This window comes from Kaistella carnis (assembly GCF_003860585.1).
Lineage (GTDB): Bacteria > Bacteroidota > Bacteroidia > Flavobacteriales > Weeksellaceae > Kaistella > Kaistella carnis.
Map to the genome: position 1 here is coordinate 2,165,903 of NZ_CP034159.1, position 24,085 is coordinate 2,189,987.

Here is a 24,085-nt window from a genome sequence, read left to right on the forward strand (position 1 = left end):
ATGAAACCTTTAACAACATATCAAAACTTCTACTTTGTAGGAATCGGAGGCATCGGAATGAGCGCATTGGCGCGTTATTTCAACGCTTCGGGTAAAACGGTTTTGGGTTATGATAAAATGCACACCAAGTTGACAAAAGCGTTGGTTGAAGAAGGAATTGATATCGAATTTGATGATCTTATTACTGATAAAATAAGAAGTTTAACGCCCGAAAATACCTTGGTCATTTATACGCCGGCGATTAAAAAGCTGGATATTCTTAACTATTTTGATCACAATAATTTCGATGTCTTAAAAAGAGCAAAAGTTCTCGGCATGATTACGCAAAATACAAATTGTATTGCAATCGCCGGAACTCACGGAAAAACAACAACTTCGTCCTTAGTTGCGCATTTGTGTGAAGAAGCGAATCTACCCTTCTCTTGTTTTCTAGGTGGAATTGCAGAGAATTTTAAATCGAATTTTCATTTTAATGGAAATGAAGTTTCCGTGGTTGAAGCCGATGAATATGACCGAAGTTTCCTCACTCTGTCTCCGGATTGGGCGGTGATTACTTCCACAGATGCGGATCATTTGGATATTTATGACGACAACGCTACGATTCAAAAAGGATTTCAGGATTTCGCAGACTTAATTCCGGAAAGTCAGCAGCTTTTTGTAAGAAAAGGAATTGATATCGGACGCGATGCAAAAACGTACGCCGTAAATGAAGAGGCGGATTATTACTCCGATAACATCAGAGAGATCGGCGATAAAATCCATTTTGATTTCCATAAGCAAAAGGAAGAATCACATGATTTTGTTTGGGAAATTCCAGGCATTCACAATGTAGAAAATGCGACGGCCGCGATTGCTTTGCTTCATAATTTTGGCGTTGATTTTGAAACTTTAAAAAAAGGAATTGCGGGTTTTAAAGGAATTAAGCGCCGTTATACGAAACATAATTTTGAAAATGGAAAAATCTATATCGACGATTATGCGCACCATCCAACGGAATTAAATGCAGTCATTGGTTCGATTAAAACATTTTACCCGCAGAAAAAATTACTGGTTGTTTTTCAGCCCCATCTTTTCAGCAGAACAAAAGATTTTGCCGATGGATTCGCAGAAAGTTTAGATCAGGCAGATGAGTTAATTCTTCTGGATATTTATCCGGCGAGAGAATTACAGGAAAACTTCGAGGGAATTACTTCCGACTGGTTATCTGAAAAAATAAAATTAGAAAATAAAGACGTTTCCACTTTGGAAGACGCCTTTAATAAAATAAAAGAAAAAGATTTCGATGTATTGTTAACGGTTGGTGCAGGAAACATCGATACTTTATATGACGGAATTGTAGAATGGCTTTCCGATAAGAAATGAAAAATAAATTCAGAATATTAAAAATTTTTGTAACCGTTATCCTTTTTGGGTTTCTGCTGAGTTTTTCCTTGAAAAGATTCAATAATAAACCAATGGAAAAAGTCTCCGTGAAAATGACGAAGACTAAAAACCCTGTTTATTTTATTGATGAAAAAGATGTGAAGGAATTGGTGAGAAAAGCCAACCCAACAAAGAAAATTGGTGACATTGATATTCCTGATTTAGAGAAAAAACTGAACCAGCTTCCCGCAGTTGACAGTGCAAATGTGTATTTAAACCTGAATGGTAATTTGAATTTAGATATCAAACAGAGGGTTCCGGCTTTCCGTTTAAATAAAGATGGACGTGATTTTTATGTGGATGAAAAAGGAACTGAATTTCCTATTTCAAAAAACTACTCCTACCCTTGTATGCTGGTCATGGGCGACGTGAATAAATCAGAGTATATACCACTGGCCAAATTGATTGAAAAAATCGACCGGGATGATTTTAGTAAAAAATATTTTATCGGAATTAAAAAATCCAAAGGAAATTACGAATTGCTTACGAGCGAGGGGTATTTTAAAGTAGAAATTGGTGATCTGGAAAAAATAGATCTTAAAGTAAAAGGTTTTAAAGCTTTTGTAGAAAAATATCTGATTTATCAGGAGCCCGAAAAATACACGAAAGTCTCGGTGAAATATAATAACCAGATAGTCACAACACTGAATCCAAATTTTAAAGATAATGACAGCATTATAGCAGTAGGTAAAAAAGAATTGGCAAAGTTACCGCTCATTAAACAGAAAAAAGAGGAAGCAGAAAAAAAATTGATGAATCCATCTAAACCGGCAATCAAGAAAGTAGAAGCTGCGGCAAAACCGAAAACCGTTGTTCCAAAAAAAGATGTTAAAAAAGAGCAGGCGCAGAAAACGGCTCCCAAAAAAGAAAGTGTAAAACCCGCGGTAAAGAAAACGGAGAGCAAGCAAAAAGGTAAAGTTACAATAGAATAAAAAAGTCAAGACATAAAAGCGTAATACAATAAAGGCTAACCCCTTTAATTATAAATAAAATACAGACAATGGATTTAATCCTTTGAAAATGATAAAAAATCAAATCGACATAAAAATGGAAAATCACGAGTATTCAGTAGGTCTCGACATTGGTACCACAAAGATTGTGGCCATTGTCGGACGACGAAACACGCACGGAAAAATCGAAGTTCTCGGCGTAGGAACAGCAAAAAGTTTAGGAGTGCACAAAGGTATTGTGAACAATATTTCTCAAACTATTCAGTCCATCAAAGCCGCAGTAGCACAGGCACAGGCAAGTTCCGGCGTTCCTATTCAAAAAGTAACGGTAGGAATTGCAGGCAAACACATCCGTTCGCTACAACATTCAGATTATATCATGCGGGAAAATCCCGATCGTTTTATAACTGATGACGATATCGATAAATTAAAAGATCAGGTAAAACAATTGGTCATGTTGCCTGGTGAAGAAATTATTCATGTTCTTCCACAGGAATACAAAGTAGATTCCCAGGGAGAAATTCAGGAACCTGTTGGAATGCACGGAACGCGTTTAGAGGCGAATTTCCATGTCGTTGTTGGCCAAATGGGCAGCATTAGAAACATTGCCAGATGTGTGCGTGAAGCCGGTCTGGAAATGGAAGCCTTAACCCTTGAGCCTTTAGCATCTTCTGAAGCCGTTCTTACGAAGGAAGAAAAAGAGGCAGGCGTTGCAATCGTAGATATCGGTGGTGGTACAACAGATATCGCCATATTCAAAGACAATATTATACGTCACACATGCGTCATCCCTTACGGTGGCGGCATTATTACAGACGATATTAAAGAAGGCTGCTCCATCATTGAGAAGCACGCAGAAAAACTGAAAGTGAATTTTGGTTCTGCAGTTCCGGAACTGGAAAAAGACAGCACTTTCGTTACCATTCCCGGCTTGCACGGAAGACCTGATAAAGAAATTTCCTTAAAAACTTTAGCGCAAATCGTAAATGCGAGAGTAGAAGAAATTTTGGAAATGGTAAACACAGAATTAAAAGCATACGGTGCTTTTGAACAAAAGAAAAAATTAATTGCAGGTATCGTTTTAACCGGAGGTGGCTCAAACCTTCGTCATCTTCGTCAGTTGGCCAACTATACGACCGGATTCGACAGTAGAATCGGTTTTGCTAATGAATATGTGACCAATGATAAAAGCCAGCATTTAAAAGGTCCGGAATATGCTACTGCCATTGGTTTACTGATGGAGAGTTTAAAAATCCGTGACAAAAAAAATGTACCTGAAAAGGTCGAAGAAAAAGAAGAAGCAAAAACAGCCCAAAAAATAGAAGTTCATACAGAAGAAAATACGCTTCAGGATATCGTAAGCAAAGAAGAGCTAGCAGGTCAGAATAACGCAACCCGACGAAATAAACTGACCATCGGACAAAAAATAATGGAAAGCGTAAAAAAATTCTTTGAAGAAGTTGAATAATTAAAAAACCAAGACTATGGAAAATATAAACACCCCTGGATTTTCATTTGATTTACCAAAAGGAAATTCATCAATAATTAAAGTAATCGGTGTCGGCGGCGGCGGAAACAACGCCTTGAAACACATGTACGAAAGAGGAATTCATGGCGTAGATTTCGTCATTTGTAATACCGATTCGCAAACCCTTGATAATAATCCTGTTGCCAATAAAGTGCAATTAGGTTTAACTATAACCGAAGGTCTTGGCGCTGGAGCCGATCCTGATGTTGGAGAAAAAGCGGCGATCGAAAGTATCGAAGATATTAAAGCGGCCATGGGACAAAATACCAAAATGGTGTTCATTACTGCCGGAATGGGCGGTGGTACAGGAACCGGAGCAGCACCGGTCATTGCGAAAGTAGCAAAAGATATGGGAATTCTAACGGTAGGAATCGTTACCGTACCTTTTAGTTTTGAAGGAAAAAGAAGATTAGAGCAAGCCGAAATAGGTTTGGATAAATTACGAAATAACGTAGATTCACTTATTGTTATCAATAATGATAAGTTACGCCAGCAATTTGGAAATCTAGGATTTAAATCAGGTTTCTCAAAAGCGGATGAAGTATTAACCAACGCGGCAAAAGGAATGGCCGAGGTAATTACAGGTTACTTTGATGTAAATATTGACTTCCGTGATGCCAAGTCTGTGTTGGCAAATTCCGGAACCGCATTGATGTCAAACGGAATCGCTTCCGGGGAAAACAAAGCCGAAGAAGCAGTGAAAAAAGCCCTGGATTCCCCATTGTTGAACGATAACAAAATTACCGGTGCGAAAAACGTTCTCTTATTGATCCGAAGTGGTTCAGAAGAAGTGACCATGGACGAAATCGGAGTTATTATGGATCATATCCAGGAAGAAGCTGGAAACACTGCCGATATTATTTTCGGAGTTGGAACCGATGAAGAATTGGGCGATTCTGTAAGTGTATTGGTTATTGCAACTGGTTTTTCTAAAGATTATCAAAAAACTTCAGGCATCACAGAAAAGGTTAAATTCACTTTGTCTGACTCTCTGGATCCAAAACCGAAAAAAGATATCATCACCAACTCGGCTCCGGAATCTCAAGATTTTAGAAAAGACCGTATGGAATCAAAAAATCTTTTTATCCTTGATGATGAAGATGAATTTCCTACGAATGAATTTCAGGTAAGAACGGCGGAGAAAAAAATGATTATTGAGAAAGAAACTCCTACTCAGTTTGACCGTTTCGAAGTAGAAGATCGCGCAGAAATGAGCTTCGGTAAGGAAGAAGAAATCAGCCAGGAGTTTGATCTTTTCACGTATACCGATGATCTTGATGATACGCCGTCTGCACAGTCTTTCAGTTTTGAAACTGAAGATAGAAAAAAAGAAACGCCGGCTCCAAAGACACCAACCTTTACGGAAGAGAAGCCGCTGGAGTTCAGTTTTTTCGTAAACGAACCGATTGAGGAGCCGAAGGTTGAGACACCGCAGCCGAAAGCAGTAATCAAAGAAGAACCGGTTCAAAAATCCGAACCTCAGGTGGTACAAAAAGTAGAGGAAACAACCAATTTCAAGGTTGAAGATGACTTTACTTTTATTACTAAAACAACGAACAGCGAAAAAGTTTTAGAACGAAGAAACAAATTGAAAGAATTTAATTCCAGATATCAAAACTTCGAACCGGAAAATGAGTTCGAAACCATTCCGGCGTTCCGTAGAAAAAACATTTCAATCGGCCAGGAAAATGCATCTGATCAAAAAATCAGTAACTTTCTGTCCGAAAATGATGGAAAAATGCAGGTTAGAGAGAACCGTTTTTTAAACAAAGACGTGGATTAATTTCAATGTGCCAATTTGAAAATGTAATGTGTGAATTAAAAGACCACAAAACCATTTCAAAAAAAATTGCAGAACGGAGATCTATGAAACCAGTCTGCAATTTTAAATATGACCACATTTTCAAATAATTAAATTATTAAATTATGAGCTTAGAAATAACCATCAGCGACGCGATTAAAGACGCAATGCGGGCAAAAGACAAAGTGGCCTTAGATGCTTTGCGGGCAGTAAAATCTCAAATTCTTATGTTGAAAACTGAAGCCAAAGGTGCAGAAGTTTCTGAAGAACAGGAAATTGCGATTCTGCAGAGAATGATCAAACAGAGAAAAGATTCTTATGATCAGTTTACTTCGCAAAACAGAAGCGATTTAGCCGAAGTTGAAGAAGCACAGAGCAAAGTCATTGAGCAATTTTTACCGAAACAATTAACCGCTGAAGAACTGGAAGAAGCGATGAAAAATATTATCGCAGAAACTGGCGCCGAAAGCGCAAAAGATTTAGGAAAAGTAATGGGAATGGCGGGGAAAACCCTGGCCGGTAAAAGCGACGGAAAAAGTATTTCCGACGTGGCGAAAAAGTTACTTTCTTAATGTTATAGTTGATGAAAGATAGGTGATAGTAAATTATCATTTATAAACCATCGATTATTTTAGAACAGATATTCAACCTTTGCATATCGATTTGATTTGAAACCTGGAACATTTTATGTTTCAGGTTTTTTATTTTCCTACATTTGAATAAATTTTTCTATGCAGATCTATCACTATTTCACGGTCATCATCATTCTTGCAGCAGCCTTTGGATATTTTAATAAACGGTTTCTAAAGCTCCCAAGAACCATCGGAGTCATGATCATCGCACTGCTTACTTCCCTGGGAATTGTTTTAACAGCTTCTTCCTTTCCGGACCTTTTTGTGCAGACCAAAAAAATGATCTTATCCATTGATTTCTACACCATATTAATGGATATTATGTTGAGCTTTCTATTATTTGCGGGTTCAATTCACATCAAATTAAATGATATAAAGTCTGAAAGAGCGCCCATTATCGCCTTTTCAACCATTGGCGTTGTAATCTCCACAATCATCGTGGGAGGGTTAATGTATTTTCTTCTGCAGGCCTTCAGTTTAGATGTTTCTTTCATTCACTGTCTGCTTTTTGGTGCTCTCATTTCGCCCACCGATCCTATTGCCGTATTGGGTATTTTGAAGACGGCGAATATTCCTAAGTCTTTAGAAACCAAAATATCCGGAGAAAGTTTATTTAATGATGGTGTTGCGGTCGTTCTGTTCGTAGCCATTTATGAGATCTCTCAAGTTGGTTTTGCCAATATGGGATTAGGAGACATTGGACTTTTATTTCTAAAAGAAGCGGGTGGCGGAATGTTACTGGGAACCCTGCTTGGCAGCGTGGGAACCTACATTTTAAAAACAATAGATGATTATTCGGTAGAAGTCATGGTCACTTTAGCAATGGTCATGGGTGGCTATTGGCTGGCGTCATCTTTACATATCAGCGGCCCTCTCGCGATGGTTGTAGCCGGAATTTTTATAGGAAATCGAGGAAGAGAAGTTGGAATGAGCAGCATTACAGAGGAATACATCGACAAGTTCTGGGAAATGATGGATGAGATTTTAAACGCCATTCTGTTTCTGCTGATCGGTTTAGAATTACTGGTCATAAATTTCGAAAATATCTATATTCTCATAGGGATTATCGCGATTGCTGTTGTTCTTTTTGCACGTTTTGTTTCCGTAGGAATTCCATTTCTCTTATTAAAAAGACGGGTGAATTTTGAAAAGAACTCCTTCCCTATTTTAGTCTGGGGCGGTTTGCGGGGCGGAATTTCTGTCGCCTTAGCCTTAGCTCTGCCAAGACATGAATCCGGTGATATGTTTGTCGCCATCACGTATATTATCGTCCTTTTCTCCATCATCTTTCAAGGTTTAAGCATCGGCACTTTAGTTAAAAATCTGACAGCAAAATCAGCCAAAAAGTCTCAATAGATAATTGGTATTGTTTTAATAGGTTACAAAGGGAAGGAGATTAATTAAAAAAGAATTAATTTTACACTTCAAAAGTTTAACACATAAAATTAAAAAATATGTATCCAGATGATTTAGTAATGCCAATGAAGCATGAACTTACCGATAAAGGATTCCAGGACCTAACTTCTGCTGAAGCCGTAAAAGAAGCCATTAAAAAAGAAGGAACTACGCTGTTAATGGTAAACTCGGTATGCGGTTGTGCAGCAGGTGCAGCAAGACCGGGTGCTGTTTTCTCTTTAACCGGAGATAAAAAACCAGACCATTTAGTAACCGTATTCGCAGGTTACGATAAAGATGCGGTTGATGAAGCACGTAAATTCTTAGCTCCGTTCCCACCAAGTTCTCCATGTATAGCTCTTTTCAAAGACGGTGAATTGGTTCACATGCTGGAAAGACATCATATTGAAGGTAATCCTGCAGGCGCTATCGCAGCAAACTTACAGGGTGCTTACGAAGAGTATTGCTAAAACTAAACTTTTAGTTCAAAATCACATTCCGCTTTATTCAAGGCGGAATTTTTTTTGAGATCTACTGCCTACCGTCTTTCACAGAAAAATATTATATTTGTTACCTATGGCAACGAAAGCACTATTTAATACGGTAGTCAATTGGTTTATCCGCCAGCGGATTGATCAGATTAAAAATTTTATGGATCATCCGATTGAGACTCAGAACGGGGTGCTCTTTTCCCAACTCTATTTCGCAGAAAATACGGACTACGGAAAAATCCACGGATTCAGCTCTATTTCCAGCTACGAAGATTTTCGCAGAAACGTTCCCATTGTTACGTACGAAGATTTTGAACCTTATATTGAACAGGCACGACAAGGAAAACGCGATATTTTTTGGCCGGGCGTGGTAAAGAATTTTGCCAAATCTTCCGGAACCACCAATGCCAAAAGTAAGTTTATTCCGATAACTGATGAGAGCCTGGAACTTTGCCACATGAAAGCAGGGAAAGACCTGGTTTCTATCTATGCCAATAACCATCCGGATAATCAGCTTTTTACAAACAAGAATTTACGATTGGGTGGAAGTGCAGACTTCTACGAAAATTTTAATACAAAATTCGGAGACTTATCCGCGATTTTAATTGATAATCTTCCCTTTTGGGTAGAAATTACGACGACACCCAGTAAAAAAGTGTCGCTGATGTCAGAATGGGAAAGTAAATTAAAAGCCATTATTTCAGAGGTTAAAAGTGAAGATGTAGGAAGTTTAACCGGAGTTCCAAGTTGGATGATGGTTTTGCTTCAAAGAATTTTAAAAGAAACCGGTCATGCAAATATTTCTGAACTCTGGCCGAATCTGGAAGTTTTCTTTCACGGAGGAATCAGCTTTAAACCTTATCGGGAACAATACAGACAAATTATTGGCAGAGAGATCAATTATTACGAAATATACAATGCATCTGAAGGTTTTTTTGGAATTCAGGATCAGCATGGCAGTGACGAAATGCTGTTGATGCTGGATTATGGAATTTTCTATGAGTTTATCCCGATGGATAAATTTGACCCGCAAAATTTAGAAGCTATTCCTTTGGAGGAAGTAGAGATCGGCAAAAACTACGCAATGGTCATTACTACCAATAGTGGTCTTTGGCGTTATCTGATCGGTGATACCGTTCGCTTTACGTCGCTGCATCCCTTCCGGATTAAAGTTTCGGGCAGAACCAAACATTACATCAACGCATTCGGTGAAGAGTTGATGATTGACAATGTTGAAACCGCACTTACGCAAGCCTGCGAGGCCACGAATGCCTCTATACTGGATTTTACCGGCGCACCTGTTTTCATGCACCAGGGTGAAAGTGGCGCTCACGAATGGATTTTTGAATTCATGCAGAAACCAAATGATTTACAACGTTTTACAGAAGTTTTTGACAATCATTTAAAATCAGTAAATTCAGATTATGAAGCCAAGCGATACAATAATATTACCTTGAAGGAACCAATTGTTCATGTCGCGAAACCTCAGCTTTTTTACAACTGGATGTCGGAACGCGGCAAACTGGGCGGGCAGAATAAAGTACCGCGTTTAAGTAATGACCGGGAATATCTGGATCCACTTTTAGCGATGAACAAATAAGCCTTTAGCTTTATTTCTTCTGTAAATCTTCTTTTACATTTTTAGCACCTTCTTCAACTTTAGCAGCTCCTTTTTCAGCAACTTCTTTGAGGTCCTCACCCGCTTTTTTAAACTGATGACGTCCTTTGTCGGCTGCTTCATCGATCTTATCTCCAGTTCGCTTCAAATCCTCTTTTGCCTGATCAACAGTTTCATTAATCTTCGCTGAATCAAAATGAGTAGACTGCTCTGTTTCTACGGTAGTTGTAGTTATTGTACCATCAGGATTTTCGGTAGTTTCAATTTTGGTCTCTGATTTTTTGCAACTCACCACAATTAAAGCCACAGCCACGATTGATAAAAAATATTTTTTCATTTGATTTGTTTAAATAGAAGTTAAATTTATAAAATTTTATGGAGTAACCGAGGTTTCTTTTTTCTCTTCCCCGGATTTCAAAGCGTTTTTATCCTTGCTGGCTTCGGCTTTCTTTTTGTTTTCCTCCGCTTTCTTTTCTGCCTTCAATTGGTCATCTTTGGATTTTTGAAGGATTTTTTCTTCTTCATTTTTAAGCTTCACTTGCTTTAAAGAATCCTGAAACTGTTGACTGGCCATCCGGATTTTACGCACCACATCTACCGAAGTAGCACCATTTGAAAAAGAATCGATGGCAACCGTATCGTATGGAGGAATGGAGGAATCTTCTTCGGTCACCAAACGCTCTTGTGACACTTTTTTCCCACAGGAAAAGAGAAGGATCAGCAAGACTATAAAAGAGAAATTTTTCATTTTAATCAATTTTAAATTCGGCAATGACAGGGAAATGATCGGACAATTTTACAGATCGGTCTACGCGATAATGAATGGGTTTAATTTCTTTAGAAGTAAATATATAATCAATCCGTATCGGAAATTTATAATCATGGAAACTGGTGCTACTTCCTCTTCCCACCGCTACAAAAGCGTCCGTTAATTTTTCATTTATTTGATAATATTCATAAGAATTAGGAACGGCATTAAAATCACCCGCAACAATGGTTGGATACGGCGATTCATCGATGGCTTTTCGAATATCTGCCACTTCTTTTTCATGAATTTTAAAGGTCGGAATTAATGTTCTTAAAATATATCTTAATTTATTTTGATTAGCTTCCAAATCTTCAGAGGGTTTTACTTTCTGTTTATCGAAGGAAAATGGATTCAAATAAACATTAATCACGCGGATTATTTTACCATTAAATTTAATATCTGCATAAAAAGAATTGCCGTTTCCAGTGGTTGCTATTTTTTCGGAACGAATAATTTCAGCCTTAGAATTAAGGGCAACTATTTCATATTTCTTGGTTTGAAAAGGATAGTTCGGAACCGAAAATTCTTGTCCGTATTCCTGAGCAAGAATAAGATCAGCATCAGTATTTGCGAGGTAATCGTAAACTTTCTCTAAACCAACCTTTCCGGATTTGATGTTCATAGAAACAATTTTAAAATTGGGCTTCTCCGTATTCTTCTCATTAAAATTGATCCACCGGCTGATTGGATTGTAAAAAAGCAGCGTCAAAATAATAAAAACAAATGCTCTCTTTTTCCACCTGATGATCCAAAAAAGACAAAGCAAAATATTGATAATCATCAACACAGGGAACAGCAGAGAAAGTAAATTTAAGTAGGGAAACAGATGCGGAGGAACAGCGGAATTCAGTAAAGTACCCGCCAACAGACCCAAAATGAAAAGATGAAAAATCGTTAAAAAGAATCGAAGCAACTTCACAGAAAAACTATTTTAATTGATTCTGTACATTTTTCGTTTCCAGTATATTGCGAGTAAGAATCCAACCAGCGCGCCGCCCACGTGTGCAAGATGCGCAATTCCGCCTACGTTTCCTGTAACGCCTAAAAAAACAGATCCAATGACGATGATGGGCAAAACATATTTCACTTTTACAGGAATTGGAATAAACATAATCCCAATTTCTGCATCGGGATATAAAGTAGCAAAAGCTGCAATCACTCCAAATATGGCACCCGAAGCTCCAACCATAGGAACGGTAATAATTGATTTCAATTGAGTCACCAGTTCCTGTTGAGAAGCTATAGCTTGCGGACTGCCGGTGAAACTAACATTTTCGCCTGCCAAGTAACCGTTCAGATTAAATCCTAAACTTTCCAAACTGGACTGTATTTGCTGAACTTCTATAAAATTCCACAAATTAAAAAGAAAGAAAGCACCCAACCCACTTACAAAATAAAGGATTAAATATTTTTTGTCACCCAATGTTCTTTCTAAAACCGGTCCGAAGCTGTACAACGTTAACATATTAAAAAGGATATGCATAAAACTCCCGTGCATAAACATATGCGTGATTATTTGCCACGATTTAAAAAAGGGAGAAAAGGGATAAAATGCCGCAAATTTCATATACAATGCCGGACTGTTCAGCAAATAGAAAAGTATAAAAACAACAACATTGATGATGATGATATTTCGAGTAATGGGTGGTAATGTATTTAACATATTTTTTTTAAAATTTATTTTTTAAGTCTTCCAGTGGAATTTCAATGAAACACCGCTTGCCGGAAGGTAAGAATTCAGGAAAGCCCAATTCTGTAAAGTCTTTAATCACTTGCTCAGCATCCATTTTATAAAGAAAGTCAAAGCGTGATTTACTTTGAATTTTATTCCACTGGCTGTTATAAAAATCGAGAAACTCATCTTCTGTGCGGTATTCCAGGATTTCAAACAGATTTTCCAGGAATTTCATCACCTGTGTTTCCTTCAGCCCTTGCGGTACTGCATCTATGCGCAACACATTATCATTCGCAATAATCATTTCAAACCCCAGTTCAGGCAGAAATTTTTTAATAGACCGGAATTTATTCTTCTCGATCTCATTCATATGATACTCCAGAGAAAAGAGCAAAGTATGTTTTTCGTTGGTGCGTTTTTTCTTTGCATTCCTTTCGCCCACAACTAATCGGTGCATTCTGCCAAGATCGAGCATGAGGGTTTTGCCATTTTTGTTAAAGAGCCAGTATCCGTTTGGAAGACGCATTAAATCTTCATCAAAATCCTCATCTTCAAAAAGATTAATTTTCGATGGTTCTGCCTGAATATTCTGCTGATACATTTCTGTCATGGCAACTCTTTCACCCGGCGAAACCGTTTCTTCACGGAAAGGGTTGTAATTGCGGTCAACCACAATCTCGGGCGTTTTAAAATTACCGTCGCTTTTTTTCTGATTCATGAAAGCATCCATACCGGAATCGCGATCAAAATCTAAACTGGGAGAAATATTATAGATTCCCAAGGAACGCTTGATCGTAGAACGGACCAAGGCGAAAATTAAATTTTCATCTTCGAATTTAACTTCTGTTTTTTGGGGATGAATATTTACATCCACCTTTTCCGGGTCAAGATCTAAGAACAGAAAAAAGGTCGGAATGTATCCCGGTAAAAGCAAGCCCTCAAAAGCATCCTGAACTGCTTTATTAAAATAAGCACTGCGAAAATACCGGCCATTCACAAAGAAAAACTGTTCACCGCGTGTTTTTTTTGCGCCTTCTGGTTTGGCAACGAAGCCATTCAACTGAACCCAGCCCAAATCTTCTTTAATTGGAATTAAAAGCGGCTGTAATTTTCGTCCGAAAACATCTACTATTCTTTGTAATAAGCTGGCTTTCCGTAATCTAAAAACAATATCATCATTATGGAACAGTTCAAATTCCAGATTTTCATGGGCTAAAGCAACCCGTTGAAATTCATCGATAATATGACGAAATTCAATATTGTTATTTTTTAAAAATTTACGTCGCGCCGGAACATTATAAAAAAGATTCTTCACAGAAAAATTCGAACCTTCTGCGGTTTGCACAGGTTCTTGAAACTGAAATCCTCCACCTTCAATATAAATATTAGTGCCGATTTTTGCATCGTGAGTTTTGGTCTTCAATTCCACTTCCGCCACCGCAGCGATAGAAGCTAAAGCTTCACCACGAAAGCCTTTAGTAGAAATCCGAAAGATATCTTCTGTGGTACTTATCTTTGAGGTCGCATGCCTTTCAAAAGCCAAACGTGCATCGGTTTCGCTCATACCGCTTCCATTGTCCACGACCTGAATAAGATTTTTACCGGAATCGCGAATAATGAGCTCAATTTTTGTTGCGCCCGCATCAATGGAGTTTTCTATTAATTCTTTTACTATAGAGGCAGGTCGCTGCACCACTTCACCGGCGGCAATTTGGTTGGCAACATGATCTGGCAAAAGTTTTATAATGTCCGACATTTAATAAGAGGATCTAAGGTTGTAAGGCAATTAGTGATATTTAATTGCATCAATTTTGGTGGTTATTTTTTTTACGATTTTTTCGGTGATATTCCGCTGATCGGCAAGATGTTTCAATTCAAATGCTCTTTTCTTACGCACGACCATAAAATGATAATCTTCGACTTCCCAAATTCCATATTTTTCAAAAAAGACGAGTTCTAAATCGTACTTTTCAAAAATTTGAAGGAGGGGAAATAAGTGAACTTCCTGATCGATGACCTGCAAACTTTCCGGATGGTTAATTCTCGCATAACCAATGTATTGCGGGTTTGGAATATTGATGACAATTCGCGTTTTCTCGGAACAGATTCTTGCAAGATTCTCAAAGAGCTGATCGTGTTGGTCTAAAGGAATATGCTCGATCACATCCATTAATGTTACAAAATCGAAGTCGGAATTCTGCGGCTGATACTGAACAACGTCTGCCACATCAAAATGAATGTTTTTTTTGTTTTTAAGATGGCTTCGGGCAATTGCAACACTTTTTTCACTTAAGTCAACAGCCTCGATGAGACCTGCGGATTTATTTTTTGCGAGAAGTTGGGTGAAGATCCCTACGCCACAGCCGAGTTCCAGAATTTTAGAATCTGATTTTAATCCTAATTTCTGCAGTCTTTTGAATAAAGAAATCAAACGCTCATTGGCGCCTGTTTTTACTTGCTTCGAAGAAAATTCGTCGTAAAAGTCAGCGATATCCTCTTTTTTCATGCGGTAAAATTAGTGAATTTATTCTTTGTTTTAAATGAAAAAAAACTCCCCGCTTTTTGACAAGGGGAAGTTTTTGATTTTATTAATTTAGAAAATATGGCTGTTCAACTTCTACGGTGAATCGTGCAGCCCAACTTGAGTGGAACTCATTTTTTCGCCGGGCCTTATGCCTGGCAAAAAATAGCGGGAACGGAAGGTGGAAACAGCTGCCCAAATAATAGGTCTTGATATTTCTATTTTTTCAAGGATTTAAAACCCATTTCGTATAGTGCAAAACTAAGAATATCAGCGTTTTCCCCAATCACCTGCTCGGTGCTTCTTCCGGCGCCATGACCTGCATTGGTTTCAATTCTTACCAAAACAGGATTGCTGCATGATTGTTTTTCCTGTAATTCTGCGCCAAACTTAAAGGAATGTGCTGGAACCACGCGATCGTCGTGATCACTTGTAATGATCATGGTTGCGGGATAACAAACTCCTTTTTTCACTTGATGAACCGGGGAATAAGATTTCAGATAATCGAACATTTCTTTGCTGTCTTCTGCGGTTCCGTAATCGTAACTCCAACCTGCACCAGCCGTAAATTTATTATAACGCAACATATCTAAAACGCCAACTCCCGGGAATGCCACTTTTGCTAAATCGGGTCTCATGGTCATGGTTGCTCCTACCAAAAGTCCACCATTTGAACGTCCTGACAGCGCCATGTAATCTTTGGAGGTATAGCCGTTTTGCTGTAAATATTCTCCAGCCGCAATGAAGTCCTCGAAGACATTTTTCTTTTGCATTTTGGTTCCTGCGTCATGCCATTTTTTACCATATTCTCCGCCACCACGAATATTTGGAACGGCGTAAATTCCACCGTTTTCCATCCAAATTGCATTGACTACAGAGAAAGCCGGTTGTAAGCTGATGTTGAAACCTCCGTAAGAATACAGAATGGTCGGATTTTTACCATTTCTTTTAAGGCCTTTTTTATAATTGATCATCATGGGAATTCGCGTTCCATCTTTTGAGGTATAAAAAACCTGCTCTGAAACATAATCCGCCGGATTGAACTTCACATTCGGCTTTTGATATACGGTAGACTTTCCGGTTTCTGTATTCAGTTTGTAAATCGTTCCCGGCGTGATATAATTGGTGAAAGAAAAATAAAGATCCTTATCCTTTTTTTTGCCACCGAAACCACCCGCAGTTCCTATTCCCGGCAAATCAATGGTACGAATCAATTTCCCGTTATAATCCAGCTGCTTTACTGATGTTACGGCATCTTTCATATATTTTGCGAAAATATAACCGCCACCTGTAGACACATTTAACACGTTTTCTGTTTCCGGGATAACATCAGTCCAAACATTTGGTGTTCTGATATTGAATTTTACCAAACGCATATTCGGTGCATTCTTATCGGTTAAAGCATAAATGAAATCGCCTTTCGAATCTACAAAATTGGTATTGAAATCATATCCTTTTTGGATTGGAACAAAATCGGGCTTCTTTTGCTGCAAATCTTTAATATACAGCTCATTACCATTGGTAGCCTCCGAAGCGCTCAGTATCTGATATCGCTCATCATCTGAAACGCCCACATTCATGTAGCGTCTTTTAAATTTATCGCCACCAATAATGAGTTGATCGGCACTTTGCTTTGTTCCTAATTTATGAAAATAGACTTTGTGTGTGTCTGTTTTTGCAGATAGCTCGCTTCCTTTTGGTTTATCGTAGCTGGAATAGAAAAATCCTTTATCGCCCATCCAGGAGGCACCAGAAAACTTAACATCAACAATCGTCTCATCAATAACTTCTTTGGTTAGGGCATTCAGAATAATAATTTTATTCCAGTCGCTTCCTCCTTCAGAAATTGAATACGCAACTAAATTTCCTTTTTTGTTAAAGGAAACGCCTGCTAGAGAAGTGGTTCCTTTTTCGGAAAACTTATTGGGATCAAGAAAAACTTCCGTCATTCCGTTCTTATCCGTACGGTATAAAACAGATTGCGCCTGTAATCCATCATTCTTATAGAAATAAGTAAAATCACCTTCTTTGAACGGTGCTCCTATTTTTTCATAGTTCCAGATATCCTTCAGCTGACTTCTCAATTCTTCTCGAAATGGAATTTTTGCTAAATAATCATTGGTATACGCAACTTCCCGTTGAACCCAGTCTTTAGTGTCGTCGGCCTGATCATCTTCTAACCAACGGTAAGGATCACTGACTTTCGTTCCGAAATAATCATCGGAATGATCTATTTTCTTAGTTTCCGGATACTTTTGGGTCATTCTCTGAGTCGCACAGGATGAGGCTAAAAAAGCAGCTGCACCTATTGCAAATGTTTTAAATTTCATAAAATTAGGATTTCCTCAAAAATAAGATTTTTTAATGATATAAGTCAATGCATCTTAATTCTTAGCACAGTTATCCAAAGTTCTGATATTTGATAACCTCCAATTTGTTCACAAAAGATTAACAAACTTTAGATATTTTTATAAAGAAAAAGGAACAACATTTGTATAAAAATATCCATAGAATTTGAGAAATGAATAAAACAACAATTTTAGTAGCTGGTGGCTTTGGAATCATTATTGGTTTGGGCATACTGGGAGTAAGGAGGTATTTAATAAAGAAAAGTAAAGAATATGATGATTATTACGCAGATTTTCATCGCCATTTCGACAGAAAAATTAGAGAGGAATCCAATGATGGCGTAGAGTTTTTAGCGGTGCGTTAAAAATAATCAATTCAAAACTCAATTCTGTTTTCACTGAAGACAGAATTTTTTTTGTCTGAAATCGTAAAACGTTATTTTAAGTTTGTTACTGATTTTTACGAATTTAGCGTTATCATTCAAAATATGTCTGAGGGAAAATTCATAAAGGGTCAAGGTGCGCAACGAAACGAAATCAACCGTTTCGACAAATATACTTTTGAACCTGAGGAAGAAGATTACGAACCGGCCAAAACCAAGTTTACGGAAGTTTTTCCAAAAACAATTGTGAACATCGTGAAGAGTCCGGACCTTTCTATGGAATTATCACTCAATCCATACCAAGGTTGTGAGCACGGCTGTGCTTATTGTTTCGCAAGACCTACGCATGAATTTTGGGGGTATTCTGCCGGCACAGACTTCGAGCGACAAATTATGGTGAAGAAAAATGCACCAGAACTTCTTGAAAAATTTTTTCGGAAAAAAAACTACATTCCAAAAACTTTATTTCTTTCAGGAAATACAGATTGTTATCAACCTGCGGAAAAAAAATTTGAAATTACCCGCCAGATTTTACAACTGTGTTTAGATTACCGTCATCCCGTTTCTATTCTGACAAAAAATGCGCTGGTTTTGCGAGATCTGGATCTGCTTAAACTATTGGCAGAACAAAATTTAGTTTCTGTTTCTTTCAGCATCCCCACATTAAAGGAAGAAATTCGTCGCAAAATGGAACCCCGAACTTCTTCCGCGGAGAAGAAATTAAAAGCGCTTGAAATTCTTGCAGAAAATAAAATTCCAACCGGCGTGATGGTGGCTCCTGTAATTCCAGGCTTAACAAGCGATGAGAGTTTAAATATTTTAAAAACAATTTCCGAGGCTGGTGCCCAAAAAGTAGGTTATGCTTTGGTTCGTCTAAATGACACGGTGGAACCTGTTTTTGTAAATTGGATTAATGCTAATTTTCCTGATCGGGCGCAGAAAGTACTAAATCTAATTCGATCAATGCGCGGCGGAAATTTAGGGGATAAAAGGTTGTATGAACGATATAAAGGCGAGGGAAATATTGCAGAAATGATTCATAATACTTTTGCGTTGGGGAAAAGAAAATATTTTACCGATAAAGGATTTGCACCACTCTCAACCGAAAATTTCACCGGCACGAAAGAACAGCAATTGAAACTTTTTTAATTCACTACACAATTTTACGCTCAGAAGATGTGAATAAATTAAATTCGGCTTCCCATTAAATAAAGTTTTTAATTACTTTTACTCAAATTTTTAATTCATGGTTTTAAGCAGGATTTGGAGTGGTTTTATTATTGTCGCCATTATCGTAGCAAGTATAAAATATATTGGGTCCGATCATTATAAAGCAATTTACAATGATATGGTTGTGGGGAAAAGTGGCGATACAGTACAGATTGCGTCCCAAAAAATGGGAGAATTAAATCCCGAAGTTCAAAAAGCTCTGCTTGTAAATCCCAATTTTGAACAAAGCCGTATTCATTATAAAATTGATTCTGCAAAAAATGAAGTGGCGGTTTACAGAGTACAGGAAACCGACGGGGTGATTGGAACCTCGGAAACAGCAGTTAAAATATGTCTGGGACTCATCGGGATTATGACCCTTTTCATGGGTTTTATGAGCATTGCCGAAAAAGCCGGCGGAATTAACTTTCTCTCCCGAATGATTCAACCCTTTTTCTCTAAAATATTTCCGGAAATCCCGAAAAACCATCCCTCTTTTGGACACATGTTGCTGAATTTTTCAGCCAATCTTTTAGGTTTGGATAACGCTGCAACACCCTTTGGATTAAAAGCCATGGAAAGTTTGCAAACCCTAAACCCCGATAAAGAAAGGGCCAGCAATTCACAGATCATGTTTCTTTGTCTTCATGCGGGCGGACTGACGTTGATTCCGGTTTCAATCATTGCGATACGTGCTTCCATGGGATCGCAAACGCCGACCGATATTTTTCTACCGTGTATGATTGCCACCTTCGCAGCGACCTTGGCTGCCATGATTTTCGTTTCCCTCTATCAAAAAATAAATTTACTACAGCCAGTCGTAATCGCTTATGTAGGTGGAATTTCAGCGATTATCGGTCTATTGGTGGTTTATCTCGTTCATTTAACAAAAGAAGGTTTGGATAATTTCAGTATGCTGTTGAGCAATGGAATTATTCTTCTCATATTTTTCGCCATTGTTTTGGGAGGACTTTATAAAAAAATCAATGTGTTTGATGCTTTTATTGATGGTGCAAAAGAAGGCTTCTGGACTTGTGTTAAGATTATTCCTTATTTGGTGGGAATGTTGATCGCCATTTCTTTACTAAGAACTTCGGGCGTTTTCGACGTTCTAATCGACGGAATGAAATGGGTCGCACAAGTTGTTGGCTTTGATACAAGATTCGTTGATGGATTACCGACCGCTCTAATTAAACCACTTTCCGGTTCGGGCGCAAGGGGAATGATGGTTGATACGATGCAGACTTTCGGTGCAGACAGTTTCCAGGGCCGTTTGGCGGCAGTTTTACAGGGAAGTTCAGATACTACTTTTTATGTAATTGCCGTTTACTTTGGTGCGGTCGGAATTAAAAACACAAGATATACCGTAACAGCAATGTTGATGGCGGATCTGGTTGGAGTGATCACGTCGGTGATTTTGGCGTACATTTTCTTCGCATAGTTTTTTAAACACGAATTGCAAGAATCGCCTTCACTAATGGCACTAATTATTGTTGTAATAAACATATAGTTCTTTTAAAATAGTAGTGTTTACTTGTGTACATTTATTAGTGATATTTGTGTAATAAAACTTTTTTAATAATAATAATAATAAAACCTAAAATATGATTCACGATAAAGATTACATCATCAGAATAGTAAAACAATTTTCAGAATTTCTTTCTAAAATGATTTTAGGCGGAGAAAGCGGTGGCGACGAAATAGAACTTCAAAGAGTTTTTGATACCAATATGAACGATACTTTCAAAATGAATTTTGAAACATTATCTGCGAAATCCACTGAAGAGATTGTTCAAATGATCAATGAGAAAGAGAAAAGTCATCATATTCCGTATTTTGAGTTGCTGGGAAATTTGTTCTACTTTAAAAATAAAGAAACTCCAAATCCTGATTTTGCGGAAAAAGCCAAAGTGTTCTACGAACATTATTTACAGACAAGCGGAATTTTTTCATTGCCGATTGTAAGTAGAATTGGGGAGTTGAAAAAAGGTTAATATTGAATGAAACAATTACATTTATTACTCTCTCAAAAAAAAGTAACGCTTCAAAAACTACAGAATAAACTCACCATTTTAGGCTGGATTCGAGTTGTTATATTCCTTGCTATTACTTATTTTTTCTTACAATATTTCATCTTTGAAAGTGGTTTGAAAATTCATCTGTATTTAGCGATTTTCTCCACCGTTCTCTTTTTCATTTTAGGATATTTTCTTTTAAATGTAAAACAGGAATTGCAGTTTTATAAAAATTATCTTCATATTGGAAATGAAATCATCACCAAAACAGAATTCGAAACGGGTCTTGAGCTTGAGGAAAATATTGATCAACATCCTTTCGCAAAAGATCTGGATATTCTGGGTAAAAACTCGCTTTTCAGTTATCTAAATTATGGTGAAACAACTTTAGGTAAAAACAAACTCAAAGATTTCCTTTTAGATTTAAGTGTCGAAAAAAAGGAAATAATTCTGCGTCAAAAATCGGTTGCAGAATTGTCTGAAAAGACGGCGTGGAATATTCATTTTCTGACTTTGGCGAAGTCGATGGAAATTAAAGGAGAAATTGCACATCCAAACAAATCAAATTCAGTTTTTAAGAATGCGGTTCTGGCAAAGATTGCGACTGTCGTGGTTCCCATCTTGACCTTAGTCACTTTAGTTCTGGCGATTTTCACCTCGATATCCGGAGTATTTATTGGTTTGATGTTCGTTGGAATTTTAATAATTTCCAGAATAGTTCTTTATGTTTATCGAAATAAAATGCTGGCATTAGGAGAACTGATTTCATTTGATTCGAATCAATATGAGCAGTTTTTAAATGTCTTTTCCCATATCGAAAATGAAAATTTCACTGAAGAATTAAATCAAACCCTTCAAAATAAACTCCGATCCGGGAAAAGCAGATCGTCGCGAAAAGAAATAGAAAAGTTGGCGCGTTTGCTCCGAAATTATGAAAGCGGACAAAGTAATATTGGCGTAATTCTGAATAACTTTTTCTTGTGGAATCTGAATTTCACCCTAAAAATTGAAAAGCAGTTTAACGCGATCGATGAGGATTTGCCGCAGTGGTTTGAGGCTTTTGCGGAATTTGAAGCCTTTATTTCACTGGGAATTTTCAAGTTTAAAAATCCCGATTACATTTTTCCTGAGATCAATGAAGACGGTGCTAAATTTAAAGCAGAGGAACTCATTCATCCTTTATTGTTTCAATCGGAAGTCGTTTCTAATGATTTCACCATCAACCAAAGTACAGAGATTTCAATTATTACCGGGGCAAATATGACGGGTAAAAGTACGTTTCTCCGAACGGTAGGAATCAATTTGGTTTTGGCGATGACCGGATGTCCGGTTGCGGCAAAAGAATTCAGTTTTATTCCGATGAAGCTTTTTACGTCCATGAGTACGAGCGATTCTCTGAGCGATGGGACTTCTTATTTTAATGCTGAAATCCTGCGTCTTCGGAAACTCGTTGAAAATTTAGAAAATGGAGAACCTCAATTTATTATTTTAGATGAGATTTTAAAAGGAACCAATTCTCAGGATAAACTCACGGGTTCGGAATTATTCCTGCAAAAATTAATGAAAAGTAACGTGTTATTCTCTTGTCTCATTGCCACACACGATTTAGATCTGACAAAAATTGAAGATCGATTTCCTTTAAAAATCAAAAATTATTGCTTCGAACTTCAAAACATTGATGGTGAACTGGAGACGGATTACAAACTTCAAAAAGGCGTCACAAAAAGTATGAACGCCATTTACTTGATGCGAAAGTTTAAAATAATTGATTAAGTTTTTGAACAATTTAAAATTATGACTTAGAAATCATATTAGAAATTTCCGTTTTACCTCTATCGCAGATTTATTTGCTATCTAAATCAAGAAGATTTAAACAATTTTCTGCAGTAATTGTAACAAATCACCAAAAAACTCGTCTTATTCTTTAAAATTATCCATGAAGAAATCTGCTATTTTTTTTCTAAGTTTTATATCCACGATGGCATTCTCTCAAAAAGTCTGGACTTTGCAGGAGTGCGTAAATTATGCGGTTGAGAATAATTTGCAAGTCGTTCAAAGCAGCTTTAGCAAACAGCTTCAAGATAAATCTCTGGAAGCTGCGAAGCGTCAGTACTTACCTTCAGTTTCTGCAAACATTAATAATACTGCAAGTTTTGGCCAAGGACGTGACACTTTCGGAAGAACCGGCAGCAACGATAATTTAAGCAATAATTCAAATGTAGGAGCAGATATTTTAATTTTCAATAATGGCAGATTAGAAAAAAACATAAGAAAAACGGGATACGATGTTGAAGCTTCAGCTTTTGATGTAGAACGAATCAAAAATGATATTTCCCTGCAGATTGCGCAACAATATCTTTCAATCCTTTTAAACCGAGAAGTTACCGCGATTTCAAAAAGCGCCTTGGCAAACGCAGAAAAATTGTATGAAAGAGCAAAAATAACAACCGAGGTTGGTACTACTCCACAAACGGTTTTGGCAGAAGCCCAAGCTGCCTTGGCACGTGAAAAACTAAATGTAAAGACCGCAGAAATCAATACGGAACGCAGCTTGTTTTCTTTAGCAATGTTACTGCAACTTCCTGATTATAAAAACTTTGACATACAAAATGTAGAAGTGGATAACAACATTGATGCTCCCCTTTATTCAGCATCTCAAATTATTTATAAAGCATTCGAAAACCAACCCCAGATCAAGGCGGCAGAAAGCAGAATAAAAGCTGCAGAAGCTCAAACAGAAATTACGGAAACTGCCTTCTGGCCTACCATTTCTGCAAATGCAGGAGTCGGCACGAATTACTTTTATCTCTTTAATGCGATCGATCCTACCACCAGAAATAAAATTGCACAAAGTGGCTTTTTTCAACAGTATAAAGATAATTTTGGTCAGCAAGTAGGTGTTTCAGCGAACATTCCAATCTTTAATAAAGGAATTACAAAATTAAATGTTGAGCAGTCAAAAATAAATGAAGAAATCGCAAAAACTACCTTGGCGCAGCAGAAACAAGATGTTTTACAAAATGTGCAAAAGGCGCAGTTTGATGCCGAAAGTAATTACGAATCGTTCATAGCCTCTACCGAAGCAGAAAAAAGTGCAAAACTCGCTTTGGATTTTGCGGAGAAAAGTTTTGCGGCGGGAAGAACGACGATCTATGATCTGAACAGTGCCAGAAATAATTATGCAAACGCCCAGGGAAGTGTAGCGCAAGCGAAATACAATTATCTTTTCAGCTTGAAACTATTAAATTTCTACGCCGGTATTCCATTATCTTTGTAGCAGTTTTTCTTC

The 24,085-nt window shown here is 37.5% G+C and carries 21 protein-coding genes; 14 read left to right on the forward strand and 7 right to left on the reverse strand.

The genetic code is table 11. The features are described 5' to 3' along the window. From murC to EIB73_RS10110, 8 genes are all read left to right on the forward strand, one after another. Positions 1-1,362: a UDP-N-acetylmuramate--L-alanine ligase gene (gene murC / locus EIB73_RS10075; protein WP_125025037.1), complete on the forward strand. Its 1,362-nt coding sequence runs from the start codon at positions 1-3 to the stop codon at positions 1,360-1,362. Then, complete coding sequence (locus EIB73_RS10080) at positions 1,359-2,354, forward strand: cell division protein FtsQ/DivIB (protein WP_125025039.1); 996 nt, start codon at positions 1,359-1,361, stop codon at positions 2,352-2,354. The genes murC and EIB73_RS10080 overlap by 4 nt, the downstream gene beginning before the upstream one ends. A 115-nt stretch (positions 2,355-2,469) precedes the next feature. Further along, positions 2,470-3,840: a cell division protein FtsA gene (gene ftsA / locus EIB73_RS10085; RefSeq protein WP_125026097.1), complete on the forward strand. Its 1,371-nt coding sequence runs from the start codon at positions 2,470-2,472 to the stop codon at positions 3,838-3,840. A 16-nt stretch (positions 3,841-3,856) separates the two neighbouring features. Next, positions 3,857-5,683: a cell division protein FtsZ gene (gene ftsZ / locus EIB73_RS10090; RefSeq protein ID WP_125025041.1), complete on the forward strand. Its 1,827-nt coding sequence runs from the start codon at positions 3,857-3,859 to the stop codon at positions 5,681-5,683. A 143-nt stretch (positions 5,684-5,826) separates the two neighbouring features. Further along, a complete protein-coding gene (locus EIB73_RS10095; RefSeq protein ID WP_125025044.1) occupies positions 5,827-6,273 on the forward strand; it encodes a GatB/YqeY domain-containing protein in 447 nt (148 codons plus the stop codon). Between the two features lie 159 nt (positions 6,274-6,432). Next, positions 6,433-7,689 (forward strand): cation:proton antiporter, encoded by a 1,257-nt coding sequence (locus EIB73_RS10100; RefSeq protein WP_125025046.1) that lies wholly within the window; start codon positions 6,433-6,435, stop codon positions 7,687-7,689. Positions 7,690-7,787: 98 nt separating this feature from the next. Further along, positions 7,788-8,198, forward strand: coding sequence for a BrxA/BrxB family bacilliredoxin (locus tag EIB73_RS10105; RefSeq protein WP_125025048.1), 411 nt, complete (start codon positions 7,788-7,790; stop codon positions 8,196-8,198). A gap of 106 nt (positions 8,199-8,304) precedes the next feature. Beyond that, positions 8,305-9,819, forward strand: a complete 1,515-nt coding sequence (locus tag EIB73_RS10110; RefSeq protein ID WP_125025050.1) for a GH3 auxin-responsive promoter family protein — start codon at positions 8,305-8,307, stop codon at positions 9,817-9,819. Positions 9,820-9,829: 10 nt separating this feature from the next. Here EIB73_RS10110 and EIB73_RS10115 read toward each other — a convergent pair whose 3' ends face one another. From EIB73_RS10115 to EIB73_RS10145, 7 genes are all read right to left on the reverse strand, one after another. Beyond that, complete coding sequence (locus EIB73_RS10115) at positions 9,830-10,174, reverse strand: hypothetical protein (RefSeq protein WP_125025052.1); 345 nt, start codon at positions 10,172-10,174, stop codon at positions 9,830-9,832. A 36-nt stretch (positions 10,175-10,210) separates the two neighbouring features. After that, positions 10,211-10,585, reverse strand: a complete 375-nt coding sequence (locus tag EIB73_RS10120; protein WP_125025053.1) for a hypothetical protein — start codon at positions 10,583-10,585, stop codon at positions 10,211-10,213. Between the two features lies 1 nt (position 10,586). Then, complete coding sequence (locus EIB73_RS10125; protein WP_125025055.1) at positions 10,587-11,564, reverse strand: endonuclease/exonuclease/phosphatase family protein; 978 nt, start codon at positions 11,562-11,564, stop codon at positions 10,587-10,589. Between the two features lie 12 nt (positions 11,565-11,576). After that, positions 11,577-12,308: a rhomboid family intramembrane serine protease gene (locus EIB73_RS10130; RefSeq protein ID WP_125025057.1), complete on the reverse strand. Its 732-nt coding sequence runs from the start codon at positions 12,306-12,308 to the stop codon at positions 11,577-11,579. A gap of 7 nt (positions 12,309-12,315) precedes the next feature. Further along, positions 12,316-14,076: a DNA mismatch repair endonuclease MutL gene (gene mutL, locus EIB73_RS10135; protein ID WP_125025058.1), complete on the reverse strand. Its 1,761-nt coding sequence runs from the start codon at positions 14,074-14,076 to the stop codon at positions 12,316-12,318. Between the two features lie 30 nt (positions 14,077-14,106). After that, positions 14,107-14,826: a class I SAM-dependent methyltransferase gene (locus tag EIB73_RS10140; protein ID WP_125025060.1), complete on the reverse strand. Its 720-nt coding sequence runs from the start codon at positions 14,824-14,826 to the stop codon at positions 14,107-14,109. A 233-nt stretch (positions 14,827-15,059) separates the two neighbouring features. Beyond that, on the reverse strand, positions 15,060-17,171 hold the full coding sequence (locus EIB73_RS10145) for a prolyl oligopeptidase family serine peptidase (RefSeq protein WP_125025062.1): 2,112 nt from the start codon (positions 17,169-17,171) through the stop codon (positions 15,060-15,062). Between the two features lie 191 nt (positions 17,172-17,362). Here EIB73_RS10145 and EIB73_RS10150 point away from each other — a divergent pair, with 191 nt between their 5' ends. The 6 genes from EIB73_RS10150 to EIB73_RS10175 all read left to right on the forward strand — a co-directional run bounded on the left by EIB73_RS10150 (position 17,363) and on the right by EIB73_RS10175 (position 24,073). Continuing rightward, complete coding sequence (locus tag EIB73_RS10150) at positions 17,363-17,554, forward strand: hypothetical protein (protein WP_125025064.1); 192 nt, start codon at positions 17,363-17,365, stop codon at positions 17,552-17,554. A gap of 123 nt (positions 17,555-17,677) precedes the next feature. Next, the gene (locus tag EIB73_RS10155) at positions 17,678-18,721 is read left to right on the forward strand and encodes a PA0069 family radical SAM protein (RefSeq protein ID WP_125025066.1); all 1,044 of its coding nucleotides are present in this window, start codon (positions 17,678-17,680) and stop codon (positions 18,719-18,721) included. A 97-nt stretch (positions 18,722-18,818) separates the two neighbouring features. Next, positions 18,819-20,222: a nucleoside recognition domain-containing protein gene (locus tag EIB73_RS10160; protein WP_125025068.1), complete on the forward strand. Its 1,404-nt coding sequence runs from the start codon at positions 18,819-18,821 to the stop codon at positions 20,220-20,222. Between the two features lie 163 nt (positions 20,223-20,385). Next, complete coding sequence (locus tag EIB73_RS10165; protein ID WP_125025070.1) at positions 20,386-20,775, forward strand: hypothetical protein; 390 nt, start codon at positions 20,386-20,388, stop codon at positions 20,773-20,775. A 6-nt stretch (positions 20,776-20,781) separates the two neighbouring features. After that, a complete protein-coding gene (locus EIB73_RS10170; protein WP_125025072.1) occupies positions 20,782-22,569 on the forward strand; it encodes a MutS-related protein in 1,788 nt (595 codons plus the stop codon). A 163-nt stretch (positions 22,570-22,732) separates the two neighbouring features. Continuing rightward, positions 22,733-24,073 (forward strand): TolC family protein, encoded by a 1,341-nt coding sequence (locus EIB73_RS10175; protein ID WP_125025074.1) that lies wholly within the window; start codon positions 22,733-22,735, stop codon positions 24,071-24,073. Positions 24,074-24,085 lie beyond the last annotated feature (12 nt).

Bases quoted from the DNA above. Each gene is read 5' to 3' on its own strand.
- EIB73_RS10110 (WP_125025050.1), top strand. From the start codon at position 8,305: ATGGCAACGAAAGCACTATTTAATACGGTAGTCAATTGGTTTATCCGC.
- EIB73_RS10130 (WP_125025057.1), bottom strand. From the start codon at position 12,308: ATGTTAAATACATTACCACCCATTACTCGAAATATCATCATCATCAAT.
- EIB73_RS10145 (WP_125025062.1), bottom strand. From the start codon at position 17,171: ATGAAATTTAAAACATTTGCAATAGGTGCAGCTGCTTTTTTAGCCTCA.
- EIB73_RS10150 (WP_125025064.1), top strand. From the start codon at position 17,363: ATGAATAAAACAACAATTTTAGTAGCTGGTGGCTTTGGAATCATTATT.
- mutL (WP_125025058.1), bottom strand. From the start codon at position 14,076: ATGTCGGACATTATAAAACTTTTGCCAGATCATGTTGCCAACCAAATT.
- EIB73_RS10100 (WP_125025046.1), top strand. From the start codon at position 6,433: ATGCAGATCTATCACTATTTCACGGTCATCATCATTCTTGCAGCAGCC.
- EIB73_RS10165 (WP_125025070.1), top strand. From the start codon at position 20,386: ATGATTCACGATAAAGATTACATCATCAGAATAGTAAAACAATTTTCA.
- EIB73_RS10105 (WP_125025048.1), top strand. From the start codon at position 7,788: ATGTATCCAGATGATTTAGTAATGCCAATGAAGCATGAACTTACCGAT.
- EIB73_RS10095 (WP_125025044.1), top strand. From the start codon at position 5,827: ATGAGCTTAGAAATAACCATCAGCGACGCGATTAAAGACGCAATGCGG.
- murC (WP_125025037.1), top strand. From the start codon at position 1: ATGAAACCTTTAACAACATATCAAAACTTCTACTTTGTAGGAATCGGA.
- EIB73_RS10155 (WP_125025066.1), top strand. From the start codon at position 17,678: ATGTCTGAGGGAAAATTCATAAAGGGTCAAGGTGCGCAACGAAACGAA.
- EIB73_RS10170 (WP_125025072.1), top strand. From the start codon at position 20,782: ATGAAACAATTACATTTATTACTCTCTCAAAAAAAAGTAACGCTTCAA.
- EIB73_RS10160 (WP_125025068.1), top strand. From the start codon at position 18,819: ATGGTTTTAAGCAGGATTTGGAGTGGTTTTATTATTGTCGCCATTATC.
- ftsA (WP_125026097.1), top strand. From the start codon at position 2,470: ATGGAAAATCACGAGTATTCAGTAGGTCTCGACATTGGTACCACAAAG.
- EIB73_RS10115 (WP_125025052.1), bottom strand. From the start codon at position 10,174: ATGAAAAAATATTTTTTATCAATCGTGGCTGTGGCTTTAATTGTGGTG.
- EIB73_RS10140 (WP_125025060.1), bottom strand. From the start codon at position 14,826: ATGAAAAAAGAGGATATCGCTGACTTTTACGACGAATTTTCTTCGAAG.
- ftsZ (WP_125025041.1), top strand. From the start codon at position 3,857: ATGGAAAATATAAACACCCCTGGATTTTCATTTGATTTACCAAAAGGA.
- EIB73_RS10080 (WP_125025039.1), top strand. From the start codon at position 1,359: ATGAAAAATAAATTCAGAATATTAAAAATTTTTGTAACCGTTATCCTT.
- EIB73_RS10175 (WP_125025074.1), top strand. From the start codon at position 22,733: ATGAAGAAATCTGCTATTTTTTTTCTAAGTTTTATATCCACGATGGCA.
- EIB73_RS10120 (WP_125025053.1), bottom strand. From the start codon at position 10,585: ATGAAAAATTTCTCTTTTATAGTCTTGCTGATCCTTCTCTTTTCCTGT.